This is a genomic window from Streptomyces sp. NPDC085900 (genome assembly GCF_044540925.1).
GTDB lineage: Bacteria > Actinomycetota > Actinomycetes > Streptomycetales > Streptomycetaceae > Streptomyces > Streptomyces gilvifuscus.
Window position 1 is genome coordinate 290,959 of sequence record NZ_JBITSP010000005.1, and the last position, 17,344, is coordinate 308,302.

At 72.8% G+C, this 17,344-nt stretch carries 16 protein-coding genes; 6 read left to right on the forward strand and 10 right to left on the reverse strand.

Annotated features, from left to right (window positions below; all coding sequences use genetic code 11):
* The 6 genes from ACIGDI_RS19835 (at position 1) to ACIGDI_RS19860 (ending at position 7,160) form a co-directional block, all read left to right on the forward strand.
* Entirely contained in the window at positions 1-969 is a 969-nt protein-coding gene (locus ACIGDI_RS19835; RefSeq protein WP_399898169.1) for a fumarylacetoacetate hydrolase family protein, read from the forward strand.
* On the forward strand, positions 966-1,721 hold the full coding sequence (locus ACIGDI_RS19840) for an SDR family NAD(P)-dependent oxidoreductase (RefSeq protein ID WP_399898171.1): 756 nt from the start codon (positions 966-968) through the stop codon (positions 1,719-1,721). The genes ACIGDI_RS19835 and ACIGDI_RS19840 overlap by 4 nt, the downstream gene beginning before the upstream one ends.
* Positions 1,718-2,497 (forward strand): SDR family NAD(P)-dependent oxidoreductase, encoded by a 780-nt coding sequence (locus tag ACIGDI_RS19845; RefSeq protein ID WP_399898173.1) that lies wholly within the window; start codon positions 1,718-1,720, stop codon positions 2,495-2,497. The genes ACIGDI_RS19840 and ACIGDI_RS19845 overlap by 4 nt, the downstream gene beginning before the upstream one ends.
* A gap of 14 nt (positions 2,498-2,511) precedes the next feature.
* On the forward strand, positions 2,512-3,267 hold the full coding sequence (locus tag ACIGDI_RS19850; protein ID WP_399898175.1) for a CoA transferase subunit A: 756 nt from the start codon (positions 2,512-2,514) through the stop codon (positions 3,265-3,267).
* The gene (locus ACIGDI_RS19855; protein ID WP_399898177.1) at positions 3,267-3,917 is read left to right on the forward strand and encodes a CoA transferase subunit B; all 651 of its coding nucleotides are present in this window, start codon (positions 3,267-3,269) and stop codon (positions 3,915-3,917) included. The genes ACIGDI_RS19850 and ACIGDI_RS19855 overlap by 1 nt, the downstream gene beginning before the upstream one ends.
* Before the next feature lie 213 nt (positions 3,918-4,130).
* On the forward strand, positions 4,131-7,160 hold the full coding sequence (locus ACIGDI_RS19860) for a BTAD domain-containing putative transcriptional regulator (protein WP_399898179.1): 3,030 nt from the start codon (positions 4,131-4,133) through the stop codon (positions 7,158-7,160).
* Positions 7,161-7,217: 57 nt separating this feature from the next.
* Here the strand turns inward: ACIGDI_RS19860 and ACIGDI_RS19865 are convergent, their stop codons facing one another.
* The 10 genes from ACIGDI_RS19865 to ACIGDI_RS19910 all read right to left on the reverse strand — a co-directional run bounded on the left by ACIGDI_RS19865 (position 7,218) and on the right by ACIGDI_RS19910 (position 17,245).
* Entirely contained in the window at positions 7,218-7,823 is a 606-nt protein-coding gene (locus ACIGDI_RS19865; RefSeq protein WP_399898180.1) for a hypothetical protein, read from the reverse strand.
* Between the two features lie 34 nt (positions 7,824-7,857).
* Positions 7,858-8,001, reverse strand: a complete 144-nt coding sequence (locus ACIGDI_RS19870; protein WP_399898182.1) for a hypothetical protein — start codon at positions 7,999-8,001, stop codon at positions 7,858-7,860.
* A gap of 210 nt (positions 8,002-8,211) precedes the next feature.
* Positions 8,212-8,667 carry a luciferase family protein gene (locus tag ACIGDI_RS19875; protein ID WP_399898184.1) on the reverse strand — a complete coding sequence of 152 codons (456 nt, stop codon included), beginning with the start codon at positions 8,665-8,667 and terminating at the stop codon, positions 8,212-8,214.
* A gap of 99 nt (positions 8,668-8,766) precedes the next feature.
* Positions 8,767-9,783, reverse strand: coding sequence for a formylglycine-generating enzyme family protein (locus ACIGDI_RS19880; protein ID WP_399898186.1), 1,017 nt, complete (start codon positions 9,781-9,783; stop codon positions 8,767-8,769).
* Entirely contained in the window at positions 9,780-11,489 is a 1,710-nt protein-coding gene (locus ACIGDI_RS19885; protein ID WP_399898188.1) for a WD40 repeat domain-containing protein, read from the reverse strand. The genes ACIGDI_RS19880 and ACIGDI_RS19885 overlap by 4 nt, the downstream gene beginning before the upstream one ends.
* Positions 11,486-12,190 (reverse strand): GTP cyclohydrolase II, encoded by a 705-nt coding sequence (gene ribA, locus ACIGDI_RS19890; RefSeq protein WP_399898190.1) that lies wholly within the window; start codon positions 12,188-12,190, stop codon positions 11,486-11,488. The genes ACIGDI_RS19885 and ribA overlap by 4 nt, the downstream gene beginning before the upstream one ends.
* A 12-nt stretch (positions 12,191-12,202) precedes the next feature.
* Positions 12,203-13,477 carry an MFS transporter gene (locus ACIGDI_RS19895; protein WP_399898192.1) on the reverse strand — a complete coding sequence of 425 codons (1,275 nt, stop codon included), beginning with the start codon at positions 13,475-13,477 and terminating at the stop codon, positions 12,203-12,205.
* Positions 13,474-15,393 carry a PQQ-binding-like beta-propeller repeat protein gene (locus tag ACIGDI_RS19900; RefSeq protein ID WP_399898193.1) on the reverse strand — a complete coding sequence of 640 codons (1,920 nt, stop codon included), beginning with the start codon at positions 15,391-15,393 and terminating at the stop codon, positions 13,474-13,476. Before ACIGDI_RS19900 ends, ACIGDI_RS19895 begins: the two co-directional genes overlap by 4 nt.
* 501 nt (positions 15,394-15,894) lie before the next feature.
* On the reverse strand, positions 15,895-16,512 hold the full coding sequence (locus ACIGDI_RS19905) for an NADPH-dependent FMN reductase (RefSeq protein WP_399898195.1): 618 nt from the start codon (positions 16,510-16,512) through the stop codon (positions 15,895-15,897).
* Between the two features lie 166 nt (positions 16,513-16,678).
* Positions 16,679-17,245, reverse strand: a complete 567-nt coding sequence (locus ACIGDI_RS19910; RefSeq protein WP_399898197.1) for a class I SAM-dependent methyltransferase — start codon at positions 17,243-17,245, stop codon at positions 16,679-16,681.
* Positions 17,246-17,344: the final 99 nt, after the last annotated feature.

Here is a 17,344-nt window from a genome sequence, read left to right on the forward strand (position 1 = left end):
ATGCGCTTCGCCGCCTACGAACACCACGACCAGCGCCGCCTCGCGGTCGTCGACGACGACGGAGTGCTGTACCCGGTGCCCGGCGTCCGCTCGCTCACCGAAGCCCTCACCGCCGGCGGACTGCCCGCACTTCTCGACCTCGGCGCCACCACCCTCGACGTACCGCCCGGCCCGCACGTCTCCCAGGTACGCCTGCTGCCACCACTCCAGCCCACCTCGATAAGGGACTTCGTCACCTTCGAGGAACACGTCGAAGGCGTACGACGGTCCGTCGACCGGGCCGCCGGAGTGCCCGAGCAGTGGTACGCGGCCCCCACCTTCTACTTCACCAACCCGCACGCCCTCTACGCGGCGGGGGACGCCATCCCGATGCCGCCCGGCTCCGCGGTGCTGGACTTCGAGCTGGAGGTGGCCGCCGTCATCGGCCGCGAGGGCCGCGACCTCACCCCCGAGCAGGCCCGCGACCACATCGTCGGCTACACGGTCTTCAACGACTGGTCCGCCCGCGACCTGCAGTCCGCCGAGATGAAGGTGGGCCTCGGCCCCTGCAAGGGCAAGGACACCGCCACCACCCTCGGCCCGTACCTCGTCACCGCCGACGAACTGGAGAAGTACCGCGACGCCGACGGATTCCTGCGCCTCGCGCTGACCGCCGAGGTCAACGGCGAGATCGTCGGCCGTGACCTGCTGTCCAACATGAGCTGGACCTTCGAGGAGATGGTCGCCTACGCCTCCCGCGGCACCCGGGTGATGCCCGGTGACGTCCTCGGCTCCGGCACCTGCGGCAACGGTGGCTGCCTCGCCGAACTGTGGGGCCTGCGGGGCGAGCAGAGCCCGCCGCCGCTCAAGCCCGGCGACACCGTCACCCTCACCGTCGACGGCCTCGGCACCCTCACCAACACCGTCGTCCCCGGCGTCGAGCCCGTCCCCCTGCCCGCCGGCCGACGCCGCTCCCGGGAGCGGCCGTGAGCGACCTGCACCCCAAGAGGCTCCTCGGCAAGGTCGTCGTGGTCACCGGCGCGGCTCGCGGCCAGGGCGCCGCCGAGGCGGAGGCCCTGACCCGGGAAGGCGCCCGCGTCATCGCCACCGACGTCGAACCCGCCGAGGGCTGCCGTCGCCTCGACGTGACCAGCGACAAGGACTGGACGGATCTCGCCGCCGAGCTCAAAGAGGCGTACGGGCAGGTCCACGGGCTGGTCAACAACGCCGGCATCACCTGGCGCGCCCGGCTCGGCGACGTACGGCCCGAGGACCTCGACCGGGTCCACGCCGTCAACGTCACCGGACCGCTGCTCGGCATCCAGCACCTCGCCCCGCTCATGCCGCCCGGTTCCGCCATCGTCAACATCGGCTCCTCCGCGGCCCTCACCGCCCACTACCCGGTCGCCTACACCACCAGCAAGTGGGCGCTGCGGGGCCTGTCGAAGGCGGCGGCGCTCGAACTCGGCCCGCGCGGCATCCGGGTCAACACCGTCCACCCCGGCTACATCGACACCGAGATGACCGCCTCCGCCGCCCCGGCCTTCCGCGAGGCGAACATCCGGGAGACCCCGCTGGGCCGCACCGGCACCGTGGACGAGATCACCCCGCTGGTGGTGTTCCTGCTGTCGGACGACTCCTCGTTCATCACCGGCACGGAGATCCCCGTGGACGGCGGCCTGACCGCGCACGGCGGCGTGAAGTCCATCTCGGACGCGCTGCTGACGGAGGGCGGCCGGTGAAGCGGCTCGACGGCAAGGTGGCGCTGATCTCCGGGACGGCGCGCGGCCAGGGCCGGGCGGCGGCGCTGCGCTTCGCGGCCGAGGGCGCGCTCGTCGTGGGCGGCGACCTGCTGCACGAACAGGCCCTCGACACCCAGCGGCTCATCGCCCGCGAGGGCGGCACCGCCCTCACCCCCGGCCCGCTCGACGTCACCGACGAGGACTCCGTCCGCGCCTGGACCGAAGAGGCCGTGGAGGCGTTCGGCGGCATCGACATCGTCTACGCCAACGCCGGCGCCGTCCGCTTCGGGGCGATCGCCGACCAGCCGTACGAGGACTTCGCCTTCACCCTGCGCGCCGAGCTCGACTCGGTGTGGCTGACGGTCCGCGCCGCCTGGCCGCACCTGGTCCGCAGCCGCGGCTGCGTCCTCACCGTCGGCTCCACCGCGGGCCTCACCGGCTCCCTCACCAACCAGCGCACCGCCCACTCGGCAAGCAAGGGCGCGGTCATAGCCCTGACCCGCCAACTCGCCGCCGAGGGCGCCCCGCACGGCATTCGCGCCAACTGCGTCAGCCCCGGAATGATCGACACCGACGGCACCCGCGGCGACCTCCTCGCCGACGGCCACCCGATGCGCGACATCGCCCGGCACATCCCGCTCGGCCGCGTCGGACTACCCGACGAGGTCGTCAACGCCGCCGTCTTCCTCGCCTCCGACGAAGCCGCGTACGTCACGGGCGCCAACCTCGTCGTCGACGGCGGCTGGTCCACCGTCCTGCCCGGCGCGACCCCCTGAAAGGACTCCCCCGCATGAACAAGGTCCGCGCGAGCGCCGCCGAAGCGGTCGCCGACATCCCCGACGGCGCCTCGCTGGCCGTCGGCGGCTTCGGCCTCAGCGGAGTACCCGAAACCCTCATCCGCGCGCTGCACGAACAGGGGGCGAGCGGTCTGCGGGTCGTCTCCAACAACTGCGGCGTGGACGACCGAGGTCTCGGCATCCTGCTCGCCGCGGGCCGCATCACCCGCGTCACCGGCTCCTACGTCGGCGAGAACAAGGAGTTCGCCCGCCAGTACCTGTCCGGCGAGCTGGAGGTCGAACTGGTGCCGCAGGGCACCCTCGCCGAACGCCTGCGCGCGGGAGGCGCCGGCATCCCGGCGTTCTACACCCCGGCCGGCGTCGGCACCCAGGTCGCGCGGGGCGGCCTGCCCTGGCGCCACGCCCCCGACGGCTCCGTCGCCGCGGCCTCCCCGCCCAAGGAGACCCGCGACTTCGCGGGCCGCCCGCACGTCCTGGAGCACGGCATCACCACGGACTTCGCCCTCGTACGGGCCTGGCGCGGCGACCGCCACGGCAACCTCCGCTTCCGCAGGGCGGCGGCGAACTTCAACCCGCTCGCCGCCATGGCCGGCCGCGTCACGGTCGCCGAGGTGGAGGAACTGGTCGAACCGGGCGAGCTGCGCCCCGACGACATCCACCTGCCCGGCGTGTTCGTGCAGCGCGTGGTGGAACTGACGGCCGCTCAGGCCGCCGACAAGCAGATCGAGAAGAGGACGGTACGTTCCTGATGGCCTGGACCCGCGAGCAGACGGCCGCCCGCGCCGCCGCCGAACTCACCGACGGCTCCTACGTCAACCTCGGCATCGGCCTGCCCACCCTGATCCCCGGCCACCTCCCGCCCGGCGTGCACGTCACCCTGCACTCCGAGAACGGCATCCTCGGCACCGGCCCCTACCCCACCGCTGACGAGGTCGACCCCGACCTCATCAACGCGGGCAAGGAGACCGTCACCGTGCTGCCGGGCGCCAGCTTCTTCGACTCCGCCCTCTCCTTCGGCATGATCCGCGGCGGTCACATCGACACCGCCGTGCTGGGCGCCATGCAGGTCTCGGCCACCGGCGACCTCGCCAACTGGATGATCCCCGGCAAGATGGTCAAGGGCATGGGCGGTGCCATGGACCTGGTTCACGGCGCCCGCCGTGTCATCGTCCTCATGGAGCACACCGCCAAGGACGGCAGCCCCAAGATCCTCAAGGAGTGCACGCTCCCGCTCACCGGCGAACGGTGCGTCCACCGGATCATCACCGACCTGGCCGTCCTCGACGTCACGCCCGCAGGTCTGAGCCTGGTCGAGACCGCTCCGGGCGTCACGGTGAAGGACGTCATCGCCCACACCGACGCACCGCTACGGCTCGACCGGTCGGCGGCGGCCCGCTGATCGGCGGTCGGCTCGGCGCAACGTCATTACGCGACAAGGCTGTTGGTCTCGCTCCTGGTCACCGCCCGCACGATGCACCCCGCCCGGTTTCGGTGCATGGCCGAGGCGGGGCGTGGAAGGGTAAGTATGTTCAGCGGGCAAATAGCTCGGACATATGAGGCACCTGGCCTGCGGGGGAATCAGTGGCACTTACCGCGAGTTGGAGCACCGACCATGCACTCCACCCCCCATGTGCGCTTCCACGTACTCGGCCCCCTCGAGATCTGGGCGGGGGACAGACGGATCCGACCTGGTGGCCCTGTCAACGAACGCGTACTCGCCATGCTGCTGCTTGAGGCGGGACGCATCGTTCCCGTCTCGCGGCTGATCGAGGCGGCCTGGGAGGAGGAGCCGCCGTCCACGGCGGTCCACCAGATCCGCAAGGCGGTCGCCGAACTGCGCCGCCGGTTACCGTCCGGACACGAGTTCATCGTCACCGAACCGCCGGGCTACCGCGTGATGCTCGAGGACGGCCAGTCCGATCTGCGGATGTTCGACATCCGGATGCGCCGCGCGCAGGAAGCCCGCACCGAAGGACTTCTTGACAACGCTGTCATGCAGTTGAAAGCCGGACTGGACTCCTGGCGCGGCCCCATCCTCGGCGGCACGGGCGGCCCCCTCATCGACGCCGCCGCGGCGGCATGGGAGGAGAAGCGCCTGACCGCCACCGAGCAGTGCTTCGAACTCCGCCTCGACCTCGGCGAGGCGAGCGGGCTCATCGGCGAACTGCGCGAGGCCGTCACGGCGCACCCCTACCGGGAAGTGCTGCGCGGCCACCTGCTGCTCGCCCTCTACCGCGCCGGACGACAGGCGGAGGCGCTGGAGGAGTACACGCGGCTGCGAACCTCGCTGGCGGAGGAGCTCGGCATCGACCCCGGCCCCAAACTGGCCGCCCTGTACGAGCAGATCCTGCGCGCCGACCCGGAGCTGGACGCCCCACCGCTCGCCCGCGACACCGCCGAGCCGCCGTTCGCGGTCGCCGGGACCGCCCCCTGCACACTGCCGTACGACCTCGCGGACTTCACCGGCCGCCACGAGGAGATACAGCGGCTCGTCACCGCACCGTCCCCCACGGGCGACCGCACCAGCCCGCACATCCTGCTCGTCGACGGAATGGGCGGAAGCGGCAAGACGGCCCTGGCCGTGCACGCGGCGCACCGGCTGGCCGACACCTATCCCGACGGGCAGCTCTACGTCGACCTTCGCGGCTTCACCCCCGGGGAGGAACCCCTCCCCCCGGCAACGGCGCTCGGCGTACTGCTGCGGGCGATGGGGGTGGCCGGCAAGTCCGTACCCGACGACGTGCTCAGCCGCGTCGCGCTGTGGCGGGTCACCAGCGCCCGCCGACGGCTGCTGCTGGTCCTGGACAACGCCGTCGACGCGGCACAGGTACGCCCGCTGCTGCCCGCCTCCCCCGGCAGTCTGGTCCTGATCACCAGCCGGGTCCGGCTGCCCGAACTGGAGGGCGCCGAAGGGCTCTCCCTGGGGCTGCTGTCCGAGGAGGACAGCGTCGAGATGGTGCGCAGCATCCTCGGCGCCGACCGGGTGGCCGCCGAACCGGACGCCGCCGCGCACCTGGTCCGGCTGTGCGGCCGGCTTCCGCTCGCCTTGCGGGTGTCCGCCGCCCGCCTGCGCAAGCGGCCCCACTGGACGCTGCGCCACCTGGCCGAACGGCTCGGCGACGACTCCCGCATCATGGGCGAACTGGAGTCCGGGGACCGCAGCGTCGCTACGGCCCTGCGGATGTCGTACGACGCCATGAAACCCGAACACCGCGCTCATTTCCGGCTGTTGAGCCTGTATCCGGGGGTCGACTTCGCGGTGCCGGTCGCCGCCGCCCTCCTGGACACCGATCCGCACAGCGCCGAACGGATCCTGGAGTACCTGCTGGACGTGCATCTGCTGCAGGAGTTCGAGTTCGGCCGGTACTCCTTCCACGACCTGGTGCACAGCTTCGCCCGCACGCTGCCGGCCGCCGACGACGCCCCTCAGCGCTCCGACGCGGTGCGGCGGCTGGCCGCCCGCATGGTGAGCGACCTGGAACGCGCGTGTGATGCCCTGTTCCCCGGACGGGTGCGTTACGCCTGCGCTCCGCCGACCGAGGCGACGGCACCGGCCCTGCGCCCCGAGGAGGCGCAGCGGTGGTTCGCCCAGGAGTGGCGAAACGTTGTGGCGGTCGTCCATCTCGCCGATCAGCACGGCCTGCACCGGCATGCCGCGTGGCTCAGTCGCGGCGTCGGCTTCCATCTGCACGCCCAGAACCACTTCTCCGATTTCGAGCACACGGCCCGTCTGGCCGTGGACAGTGCCCGCAAGGAGGGCGATCCGGAGCTGCTGTGCGTATCGCTGATCAACCAGGCGGTCGCCCAGTGGCAGCGTGACCTGTTCCAGGAGGGCATCGCCTCGTCCGAGGAGGCGCTGGACATCGCGGCCACCCTGGAGGACCCCCGCACCGAGGCGGCCTGCCTGAGCCGGCTCGGCGTGCTGTGCACCAGCGTCGGACGCCTGCGGGAGGCCGTCGGATACCTGGCGCGTGCGAGCGAGGCGCATCGTGCGCTCGGCTCCGCGCGGGAGGAGGCGCAGGCCCTGGCCAACCTGTGCTTCGCCAGGGAGCGCCTGGGGCGTCTGCCCGAGGCCGTGCGGGCCGGGCAGCGGGCCGCCGCACTGGCCCGCGACACCGGCGACGCGGGGATCGAGGTGACCGCGCTGGCCAATCTGTCGCTCGCCCATCTCGGTCTGGAGCGGCTCGACGCGGCGGCCGAGTGCCTGGACCGGGCCCGGGCGCTGTGCGAACCGCTGCGCGCACCGGCACTGACCTCACTGGTGCTGTGCAACCTGGCCGAGGCGGAGCTGCGCGCGGGGCGACCGGACACGGCTCACGAGCACGCGGTGAACGCGCTGGACCTGGCCCGCGGCCACGGCTCGCAGGCCAGACAGGCAGCGGCCGAGAACGTGCTGGGCCGGATCGACGGTGCGCGCGGGGAGCACCGACGGTCCGTGGACCGCCACCGGGCCGCGCTGGAGCGGGCCACGGGTATCGGGCTGCGCACGGAGATGGTCCGGGCGCACCAGGGCCTGGCCCAGTCCCTGCGTGCCCTGGGCGATGAAACCGCCGCCGACGAGCACGTCCTCGCGGCGCAGGAGCACGCCGCGGCGATGGCGTTGGGCACGGGGGCGGAAATGGACCCGGCCGCCGGACCCTGAGTGTGACGCGTCAGGGCGCGGCGGCCGGAAGCGGGCGGGCGGTGACGGATTCGGTGGTCAGGGCGCGGAGCCGGCCACGACGTCACCGCCCGGCACGTGCGCCGTCGCTGTCCGGGCCGGGAGCAGCCGCGCGCCGATCAGCCGGGACAGGGCCGCCGCCCGGGCCGCCCGCGGGCCCGACGGCAGCGTGACGAACTCCGTGCCGGACGTGGAGTGGCGGCACCACGTCCGCATCCCGGACCCGTCGAACCGCACCGAGGTCCGATCGGTGCAGACCACGAGCCGGCTCTCGGTGACCGTGCGGCGCACCTCGGCCGGGACCGGCGACACCGTGGTACGGCCGGGGGCGACCGCGTCCGACACGAACAGGGTGGTGCAGACGGCGTGCCCGAGCGCCCGCTCGAACACGCCCGCAAGCGCGAGGCCCAGGTAGGCGCCCGTTCCCCAGCCGTGCACCGCGAACGGGCCGCGCACGCCCGCGTCGCGTACTTGACGGGCGAGGACCTCCGGCGGACCGGGCGGGGTGCACACCCCTGTGCCGGGGCGCAGCACGACCGGCCGGAGGGCGGCCGGCAGGGCACGGACCAGACCGGCCACCTCCGCCACCGGGGTGTCCGGTCCCGGCAGGAGAACCAGCGGAAACCGCTCCTGGTACACCGTCATCACGGTTTCCTCCCGGCCCGGGGCGCGACGGCTGTCAGTGAGTGGGGCCGACATCGGTGGCCAGGACCAGGCTGCGTCCGTCGACGGCGTGCGCACCGGCGGATCCCGCCGTGGCACCCGCCCAGCCGATCACCGCCGCCATGACCACGGCCAGTGCTCCACGTCCCAACCACCGCATGTCGCGTTCCTTTCAGCTGCCCGATCTCGATGTGCCACCACCTTGCGACCGACTGATCCCGACGACATCCCGGTCCGATACCGCCCGGCTACCCGGCAGGTCAGAGCCATCGACGGCAACGGGCTCGACGGGCTCTTCCCCGTCGGCCCGGCAGGCTTCCACGACGGGGCCGAAGTGCCGCTCGGGCTCTGCGGCACCGCCGGAGCCGAGTCAGGGCGGGCCGGGGGGCGCCTCCCCGAGCGCGAACAAGTAAGCCTGTGTCAGCAGGAGTTCGACGACGGCCGACTCCGTCTCGTCACGCGGGCCGTAGACCAGCAGCGAGCCGCGCGGTACGGCGGTCACGCCCCACCCCGCCGCGACCGCCCACCGCGCCCACCTGCCGGGCAGCATCAGGTGCACGCTGCCGTCGTACGGCGGATGCACGTGCCCGAACTCCGAACCGGCCAGGAACGCCTCGGCCGGCCCATGGGCGAGGACCGGCGCGAGATGGAACGCGCAGGTCCCCCGTACGCAGACGTACGAGGGACCCGTGCGGACCCCGTCGAGTGCGGCGACGGCGTCGACGAGCCGCTGTCTGAGGGCGGCCGGTGCCGGGTCGGTCAGCTGCTCCACCGGATCACCGGTCACGACCAGCGGGGCGGCGCCCCGGCGTGACGGCAGAGGCATGCCCGCTCACCCTCCTCCCGTCCGGCTGCCGGTCACGGCGGCAGCCTGCGGATCGCCGCCCCGCGCGGCGCCGGCCCCGGATGGCGGCTCACCGGTTCCTCACCCCGCCGTGACGCCCGGGGCGGGCGGTGTCTCGGCGAGCCGGAAGCCCATGGCGTAGATGTCCCGCCGGTACCAGCCGTGCCGGCGGCGGCAGCGGGCCAGGTCGGCGTAGCGGGTGAAGCTGCCGCCGCGGGCCACCCGGTAGGTGGCGTCGGTGTCGGCGTGCAGGTCGTCGGCGACGTACTGGCCGCCCGGGTAGGGGCGGTAGTCGTCGGCGACGTACTCCTCGACGTTGCCGGCCATGTCGTACGCGCCGAACGGGCTGCGTCCTGCCGGGTACATGCCGACCGGGGTGGTGGTCAGGGGCCCGTACTCCACGGTGTTGGCCAGGTCCGCGCCGGGCTCCTCGCCCCACGGGTACGCGCGCCCGTCACCGCCCGAGGCCGCGTACTCCCATTCCGCCTCGGTCGGCAGCCTGAAGGCGCGTCCGGTGCGGCGGGCCAGCCAGGCCGCGTACGCGTCGGCGTCCTGCGGGGACACGCTCCACACCGGGTGGTTGGCCAGGTGGGCGGGGTACACACCGAAGCGCCAGGAGGTCGGCAGCCCGGCCTCCGGGTTCTCGGTCAGGAACAGCCGGTACTCCGCGTTGGTGACGGGGTGGCGGGCGATGCGGAAGGCGGCGATGTCGGCGTCGTACTCCGGTGTCTCCTTCGCGATCCACGCGCGCGTGACGCCCACGTGCCGCCAGGCGGCCACGACGGCGTCGACCCGGTCGGCCGCCAGGCCCAGCCGCACCCGGGCGGCCGGGACGTCCGCCATCGCCGGTGCCGGCGGGTCGATGCGGGGATCTCCCAGCAGGGCCAGGAGTTGACCCGCGGCCAGCCGAAGCAGCCACTCGGCCTCCGGGTCGGCCACCCGCGCGGCCAGCTCCTGCGGGTCCTCGCCCGCGAGCGTGCGGGTCAGCCGCCGGAGCCGGTCCTGGTCGACGCGGTCGGTGAAGGCCGCGGACAGCCCCATCGCCGTGCGGTCGTCCAGTTCGTTTGGGTTGACCGCGAGGGTGTCGGCCGTGGTCATGGGGCCGGCTCCGGCTGCGGCTGGAGCGGGTAGACCCGGCCGTCGTAGGAGGAGGCGAGGAAGCGGCCGCGGGCGGCGTCGTAGTGCAGGCTGGAGATGCCCGCCGTGGTGGGCCGCCATACGTGCGGCCAGTCCCCGGTGGTCACGTCGTACACGGCCACCGTGCCCGCGTACGAGCCCGTCGCCACCAGGCGGCCGTCCGTGGAGGCGGCGACGCACTTGACGGAGTGGTCGTGCGGCGTGGGCACGGTACGGCTGGCGCGGCCGTCCCAGATCCGCAGGGTCAGGTCCCGGCTGACGCTGGCGAAGCGGCCGCCCGGCAGCGGGGCGCAGCCGTTCGCGATCCGCGCGTGGGCCTCGTCGACACGGCCGGTCTCGGTGAACGTCTCCAGCGAGAACCAGGACACCGAGGCGTCCGCGCACACCGCGAACAGCGTGTCGTCGGAGACCGCGACGCCCTTGACCGCGTTGGTGTGCAGCGGCAGCGTCGCGACGTGCTCGGGGTGCTGTCCCTCGCGGACGGCGAACACCAGGCCCTCTCCCGTGTAGGCGCCGACGACCACGTGCGGCACCCCGTCGCGGGTGAAGGCGGCGGCACAGTTCAGCGGTGAGCGGTGCTGGTGCAGGACACGGCCGTCGCGGGCGTCGAAGACCCGGCCGAGCTGGCCGCCGGTCAGGACCCGGTCGCCGACCTCCACGAGGAAGTTGCACAGGCTGCCGGTGGTGGCGCGCTGCTGTCCGTCGACCCACACGATTCCGGCGTCGCCGGTCGTCCAGACATCGCCGTCGGCGGTGGTGACGACGGCGTTGACGCACGCGGTGGGCTCCACTCCCGTCAGGTCCCAGGTGCCGTCGGTGACGCGGTACACGGCGTAGGACGAGCCGAAGGTGCCGAAGACGAGCGTGGAGTCGTCGAGGAAGGCGCACGAGCGGGCCCACACCTCGGCGGGGAACTCGGCGGTGTGCGTGAGCCGGAGCCCGGCGTCCGCGTCGGAGGCGTCCCACACCCGCAGGGTGCGGTCGTAGCTGAGGCTGACCAGGGACTCGGTGGCCGCGTTGTACACCAGCCGCTTGATGCCGGCCTCGTGGGCGGGGGCCTTGCCGGTGCGGCCGTCGGCGATGGTGATGATCTCGCCGTCGTCGTTGCCCGCGTACACCACGCCGGCCCGGGTGATCGCGATGGTGTCGGTCTCCACACCGCCGAGGTCGACCTCGCCGACCATGCCGCCGGCCGCCAGGGACCAGCGCTTGACGGTGCCGTCGTCGCTGGAGGTCAGCAGTTCGTCGCCGTCCCCGAGCCAGGCGACGGAGATGACGTCGGCGGTGTGTCCCTCGAACCGGGCCACCAGCGCGCCCGTGAGGTCGTACACGCGCACCAGGTGGTCCCGGGAGGCGGTGGCGACCAGGTCCCGGGTGGGGTGGAAGACGGCCATCTCCACGTCGTCCTTGTGGTCGCTCAGGACGGCGCGCAGCTTCAGGTCGGGCACCGACCACAGCCGGGCGGTGTAGTCGCTCGACGAGGTCAGCAGCAGCGTCCCGTCGGGGCTGAACGCGACCTGGTTGGCCAGGTGGTCGTGGACGGCGCGGGCCAGCGGCAGCCGTGCCGCCGCGTCCCACAGGATGACCTGGTTGTCGTAGCCGGCCGTGGCCACGTACGCGCCGCCGAAGGCCGCGACGCCGCTGATCGGCCCGTGATGGCGTATCACGCTGACTCCTCCAGTCGGATGGTGTGCGAGGTGCGGGCGACCTTCGCCGTCAGGTAGCCGGTGTTGTGCGGGTTGACGAAGACGCCCGTGGCGACGGTGCGCCGCACCCGGATGCCGTAACGGCGCAGCTGCTCGCACTTGTTGGGGTTGTTGGTGAGCAGGTCGATCTCCTCGTGGCCCAGAGCGAGCAGCATCTGCGCGGCCGCCGCGTAGTCGCGCATGTCCTCGCCAAGGCCAAGGGCCCGGTTGGCCTCGTAGGTGTCCAGGCCGCGGTCCTGCAGCCCGTACGCGTCGAGCTTGTTGTACAGGCCGATGCCGCGCCCTTCCTGACGCAGGTACAGCAGCAGCCCGCCGGCGGTGTCGATCATGCGCAGTGCCTCGCGCAGCTGGGGGCCGCAGTCGCAGCGGGCTGAGCCGAACACGTCGCCGGTCAGGCACTCGGAGTGCACCCGCACCAGCGGCACGCCGTCCTGGACGGTCCCCAGGCGCAGCGCCAGGTGCTCGCGCCCGTCCACCAGCCCGTGGAAGGTCATGACGCGGGCGGTGATGGGGTCTCCCGTCGCCGGGTAGAGGGGGATGCGCACGCTCTGGCGCACCTCCGCCCGCGGCGGCGGGTCACCGGCGCCGTCGCGGTGGCGCAGCGCGGGCACGGAGGGGGCCCGGAGGCCGGTGGTGCGGGTGTCGCCGGGTATGTGGGGCATGTCTTCCTCCTCCTAGGCCGGCTCGGTCGTCGCCGGGTTCGTCGGGGTCCAGGCGGTGCGGGCGCGGTGCAGGTGGACCATCACCACCGACGAGACGGCGCCGAGCGCCAGGAACGTGGCGTGCGGGCCCGCAACATGGTCGAGCGGGGGGATCACAACAGGGGACAGCAGTGCGGCGGATCCGGTCAGCAGCCACATCAGGCCCGAGGCCCGGCCCATGACGGCCTGCGGCAGGTAGCGCACCCGCAGCATCACCACGGCGGCCAGCAGCGCGCCCTGGGCGACGGCTCCGAGGACCAGTGCGGTGAGGAACAGCGGCCACACCGGCACCGCCAGCAGGGCCAGGGATGTCGCGCGGGCGGCGAGGGCCACGGGCAGCAGCGTTCGGGGGCGCAGCCGTCGGCGCTGCGAGACGAGCAGGTTGCCGGTCAGCAGGCTCAGGTTGACGGCGGCGACGACCCAGCCCGCCTGCTGCCCGGACAGCCGCCAGGAGTGGCGCAGTTCGAACAGGACCAGGGACGTCAGGCCGGTGCCGCAGACGGCTTCCAGCACCATCTGCAGGACGAGCGTGACGGCGATGCGCCGGTCGGCGGTGACGTCGTGCCACACCTTGCGCAGGCGCGCCGGTTCGCGCCGCCCGGCGCCCACGGCGGCCCGGCGCGGCGGGCGCACGCCCACCGCCCACACCGCCAGCGGTGCGAAGAACGTCGGCAGGTTCAGCCACAGCACGCCCAGGTAGCCGAGCCACGGCAGGGTCGCCGCGACCAGGACCGGCCCGGCCAGGGTGGTGGCGAGGAAGAGACTGTTGAGGGTGCCGCGGGCCCGCGCCGGGCAGCGCGGGAACATCACGGGTACGTCCGTCATCCAGCCGGTCCGGTAGGCGACCCCGCCGGCCGCCACCACCAGGGCGCACACGAACAGCGTCCAGGTCTGCGGACGGCCCTGCCACAGCAGCAGGTTCATCGCCAGGGCCGCCGACGCCTGCGCCAGCAGTCCGTACAGGACGAGGCCGGACGTGCCGCGCCGGTCGGCCACCGAGCCGAACCAAGGGGCGAGGAGCATGCTCATCGGCACGGCGGCGGCCAGCCACGCCATCACCGTCAGCGAGCCGGTCAGCCGATACGCCAGCAGCGGCAGCGCGGTCGCGTACAGGGCCTCGCCGACGTTGTTGACGGCGTTGCCGGCGGCGAAGACGAGGAAGGGGCGCTCGGTGAACGGGGAAGGCTCCACCACCTCGTCGCCGCGGGCGGTGCCGTGCCCGGCGCGCACCCGGCCGGCCGTGGTCACGGCCGGGCCGCGCCGGCCGCGGCGGGGAAGGGACGAGCGCCGGAGGAACGCGGCAGCCACAGGTCGCGCAGCACGGTCAGCACCGGGCCCTGGCCGCCGCGGTCCAGCCGGTACAGACGCAGGTAGCCGCCCCGGCCGCCGACCACCACGTACGCCCGGCCGTCGGCGCCGCGCAGGGCGGTCATGCCCTTGGGGAAGTCGGGCAAGTCCTCGTGCAGGGCGAGCAGTTCGCCGCTGTCGTGGTCGTAGGCGGCGATCTGCATGCCGTAGGTGACCACGCACAGCGTGCCGTCGATCAGCGCGCAGTTCTCGGCCGTGTTGTCGAGCAGTTCGACGAACTGCCGCCGCGGCTTGTCCTCGCCGACGACCAGTTCCTTGACGCCGCCGCCCCCGGTGACGCGCAGCCGGTCGCCGTCGACCAGCAGCCGCTTGGGGTAGCTCTCCAGCTCCGTCTCCCAGGAGACGCGGCCGCTCTCGTCGTAGGCCGCGAGCCGGCCGGTGCGGCAGCCCAACACCCGTCGCCCGTCCGGCAGATAGGCCGACGCCCACGCGCTCGCGGGCAGCCCGTCCATGTGCAGCAGCTGCCGGCCGGTGGCCGCGTCGTACTCGAAGCCGCCGGCGTTGCAGGCCACCAGGACGCGGCTGTGGTCCGGCGAGACCGAGACGGTGTGGACGATGCCGGGCAGCCGGGCCTCCCACACGGTGATGCCGTCGGGGGTGAACCGGCGCACCGTGTCGGGCCAGAAGATCGCCACCCGGTCGTCGCCGCACGGCTCGGCCCGGCGGGCGAAGCCCGGCGCGCCGTGATACTCGTCGACCAGGTCCAGCCGGGCGTGCTCGCCGCGGGTGTCGAGGCGCACCACGGCGGTTCCGTCGTCGGTGGCGGCCAGGACGGTGGTGGGGTCGCCGGGCAGCGGACGCAGGTCCCACACGCACTGGCGGGGGAAGTCGAGCCGGTGCAGCACCTCGCCCTCCGGGGACAGCGCCGTGATCTCGCCGTCCTGGGTGAGGGTGTAGACGCGCCCCTCCTCGTCGATGGTGACGTCGATGATCTGGTGGCTGAAGCCGGAGACCCGCTTGCGGACGGTCAGTTCGGGGGTGGTGTTGTCGAACAGGAGCAGTTCCCCGTCGAAGCCGCCGATGTAGGCGGTGGTGAAGTCCGGGGAGAACACGAGGCCTTCGACGTCGTTGCGGGCGAAATGCATGCGCTGGTCGACCGTGCCGTCCAGCCCGATGGTCACCACGCCGTTGGAGACGTTGCGGGTGTCGCCGATGCCGGCGTCGCCGATGGCCCAGAAGCGGTGGTGCCGGGCGTCGTAGACGACGCGGTGCACGTTGGAGGTGTCGATGCGCACCGTGGTGGGGAACGACCACTCCTCCAGCGAGCCGAGGTGCACGCATCCGTGCCGGTCGGCGACGGCGTGGACGCCCGGGGCGTCGGTGCAGAACCATTCGAGCATGTCGTAGCCGTGCGGCCACGGGACGATGCGCTCGACGGCGAAGGTCTCGACGTCCAGTACGACGACCTGGAAGTACCCGTTGTCCACGTAGGCCTTGCCGTTCCACACGCCGATGCCGCGCAGCATCGTGGGAGACGGCTGTTCGCCCTCCAGCAGCAGGGAGCGGTCGGCGGTGGTGCGGGCGTCCAGGCGGTCGGCCAGGCGCAGCGTGTCGGCGTGCCAGCGGCAGATGGTGCCGGTCTTGTCGCGGGTGATGATCCAGTCGCCGACGAGGGCGACGCCGTACACCGGGCAGCCGGCCGGGTCCTGCGCCACGGCGGGCAGGCCGGACGACCGGCGCAGGGTCAGGTCGTGGTCGAGGCGGTGCAGGCCACCGCGGACGTCACAGGCCAAGAGCCCGCGACCGGGCAGGCTGACGATCCGTGTGATCCGTTCGGGGATCTCGGGGATCTCCATGGTGAGACTCCACTCCTGTCGGACGGGCTGAAGCGGCAACAAAAAGTGAGCAAGGGGAATGAGAAGCAAGAAAGAAGGCCGCGCCGGCGGGTGACGAACTGCGCCGTGCGAACGTGGACGTGCCCCCCGGGGCTGGGGTGACCCGGCCCCAGGGGGCGATTCCTCACTGCGCTACAGGGTGAGGACGCATCAGATGGCGGCGCGGGTCACGCGGCGGACGAGCTTCGTCATGGGACTGCACCTCCTTCGCATTCTTACCTCGTGGCAAGGGAACTGACAGGGCGCCTCAGATGGCGGCGCGGGTCACGCGGCGGACGAGCTTCGTCATGAGGGGCACCCCCTTTCCTGGGTCCGGGCTCCACGTGGCGTGGTGCCGAAGCGAAGTGCCGTCCATGGCCGGACGGGCGTTCCTGCCACCGACGCGTACCTTGTGGGCACCACGCAGGGGGCAAGTCTGTGAGGGACTCGGCGCGTCACGGCGCCGAGCCGTCAGCGGCGGTCTCAGGCGACGGCCGCGGGATGCAGCCCACCGTCACCGGCCGGCGGGCGGATCACCTCGGCGTCGGCCGCGCCGCGCCGCGCCGCCCATACGGCGTCGGCCAGTTCCTCCAGCAGGGCGAGGACCGACGGATCGGTGAACCCCTGGTCCGTACGCGGCAGTGCTTCCGCGTCGCCGAGCGCGAGGGGCCGGTGGTCGATGAGGACCGCTCCGGAGCGTTCGAGGTTCACCCGCAGTCCCGGCTGGGCGTCCGCCGCACCGCGGGGCCCGGGTGAAGCACTCATCAGCGCCGTCGGCAATCCGGTCAGGGCGCTGTCGCCCCAGGGGCGGGAGAGCCAGTCCAGGGCGTTCTTCAGGACGCCTGGAGCGCCTCCGTTGTAGGAGGGGGTGCTGATCACCAGGGCGTCGGCCGATCCGAGCAGCCGCCGCGCCCGGGCCACCGGGGCCGGTCCGTCGGCCGCGTCGAGGTCCTGGTCGTAGTACGGCAGAGTCCGCAGATCCAGCAGCGGAGTGTGCACCTGTGCGCCCCGCCGCGCCAGCAGTCGGCCGATCGTCGCGACGGCGGTGCTGTTCACCGAGCCGCGCCGCAGACTGCCCGACATCAGTACGATCCTGGTCACACCGGTCTCCCTGTCCTTCGGACGGTTCCCCATCGGGCCCCGCCTTCCGATGACTTGAGAGTGCCGGAGCGGGGTCCCGACGCGATCCCGATCCGATACCGGGGGCACGGGACAGGCGGGTCGGTGGGGACCCGGCGGACGCACCCCGCGGTCCGGGTCCTCGATCTCAATGCCGGCCGTCGCGGGGTTTCTCCCACAGCAAGGTGTAACGCCACAGCAGGCGGCGCCGGAACCGGCTGCCCGGCAGCACACGGCGGGCTGTCTCGCGTGCCTCGCCGAACGTGGTGTCCGGGTCCGCCACGGGCATCTTCGCCGGTGCGCTGCTGCCTCCCTTGCGCCGGCTCAGCAGTTTCACCGAGGGGACCGCCGCGGCCAGGTGGAGCAGGTCGACGACGGATCCGGGGCCGGCGAGTCCGATGACGGCCAGTCGCCCGCCGGGGGCCAGCAGCTCGGCCGACCGAGCCAACGCGCGTTCGGTGCCCAGGTGGTGAGCGACGGCCACCATGGTGATGAGGTCGTAGTGGCCCGGCGGAAGCTCACGGCCGCCGGCTTCGAGGAAGTCCGCCTCCAGGAACCGGACGTTCTCGACCTCTTTGCTCTGATCTCGAGCCGACTCGACCATTTCCGCGGAGAGATCGATCCCGGTGACCCGGCCGGACCTGGAAGCCAGCAGACGGGCGAGTGTTCCGTCTCCGCATCCCACGTCCAGCGCCTCGCGACAGTTCCCGGGCACGAAGCCGAGAACAGCGGGATAGTAGTGAATGTTCGGATTCCAGCGACCAATATCCATGGCGACACATTAAATTCGGTGAGTTATCGGGTCAAACCCCCT

Coding starts and splice junctions, on each gene's coding strand:
- ACIGDI_RS19835 (WP_399898169.1), top strand. CDS start 1: ATGCGCTTCGCCGCCTACGAACACCACGACCAGCGCCGCCTCGCGGTC.
- ACIGDI_RS19850 (WP_399898175.1), top strand. CDS start 2,512: ATGAACAAGGTCCGCGCGAGCGCCGCCGAAGCGGTCGCCGACATCCCC.
- ACIGDI_RS19855 (WP_399898177.1), top strand. CDS start 3,267: ATGGCCTGGACCCGCGAGCAGACGGCCGCCCGCGCCGCCGCCGAACTC.
- ACIGDI_RS19860 (WP_399898179.1), top strand. CDS start 4,131: ATGCACTCCACCCCCCATGTGCGCTTCCACGTACTCGGCCCCCTCGAG.
- ACIGDI_RS19865 (WP_399898180.1), bottom strand. CDS start 7,823: ATGACGGTGTACCAGGAGCGGTTTCCGCTGGTTCTCCTGCCGGGACCG.
- ACIGDI_RS19870 (WP_399898182.1), bottom strand. CDS start 8,001: ATGCGGTGGTTGGGACGTGGAGCACTGGCCGTGGTCATGGCGGCGGTG.
- ACIGDI_RS19875 (WP_399898184.1), bottom strand. CDS start 8,667: ATGCCTCTGCCGTCACGCCGGGGCGCCGCCCCGCTGGTCGTGACCGGT.
- ACIGDI_RS19880 (WP_399898186.1), bottom strand. CDS start 9,783: ATGACCACGGCCGACACCCTCGCGGTCAACCCAAACGAACTGGACGAC.
- ribA (WP_399898190.1), bottom strand. CDS start 12,190: ATGCCCCACATACCCGGCGACACCCGCACCACCGGCCTCCGGGCCCCC.
- ACIGDI_RS19900 (WP_399898193.1), bottom strand. CDS start 15,393: ATGGAGATCCCCGAGATCCCCGAACGGATCACACGGATCGTCAGCCTG.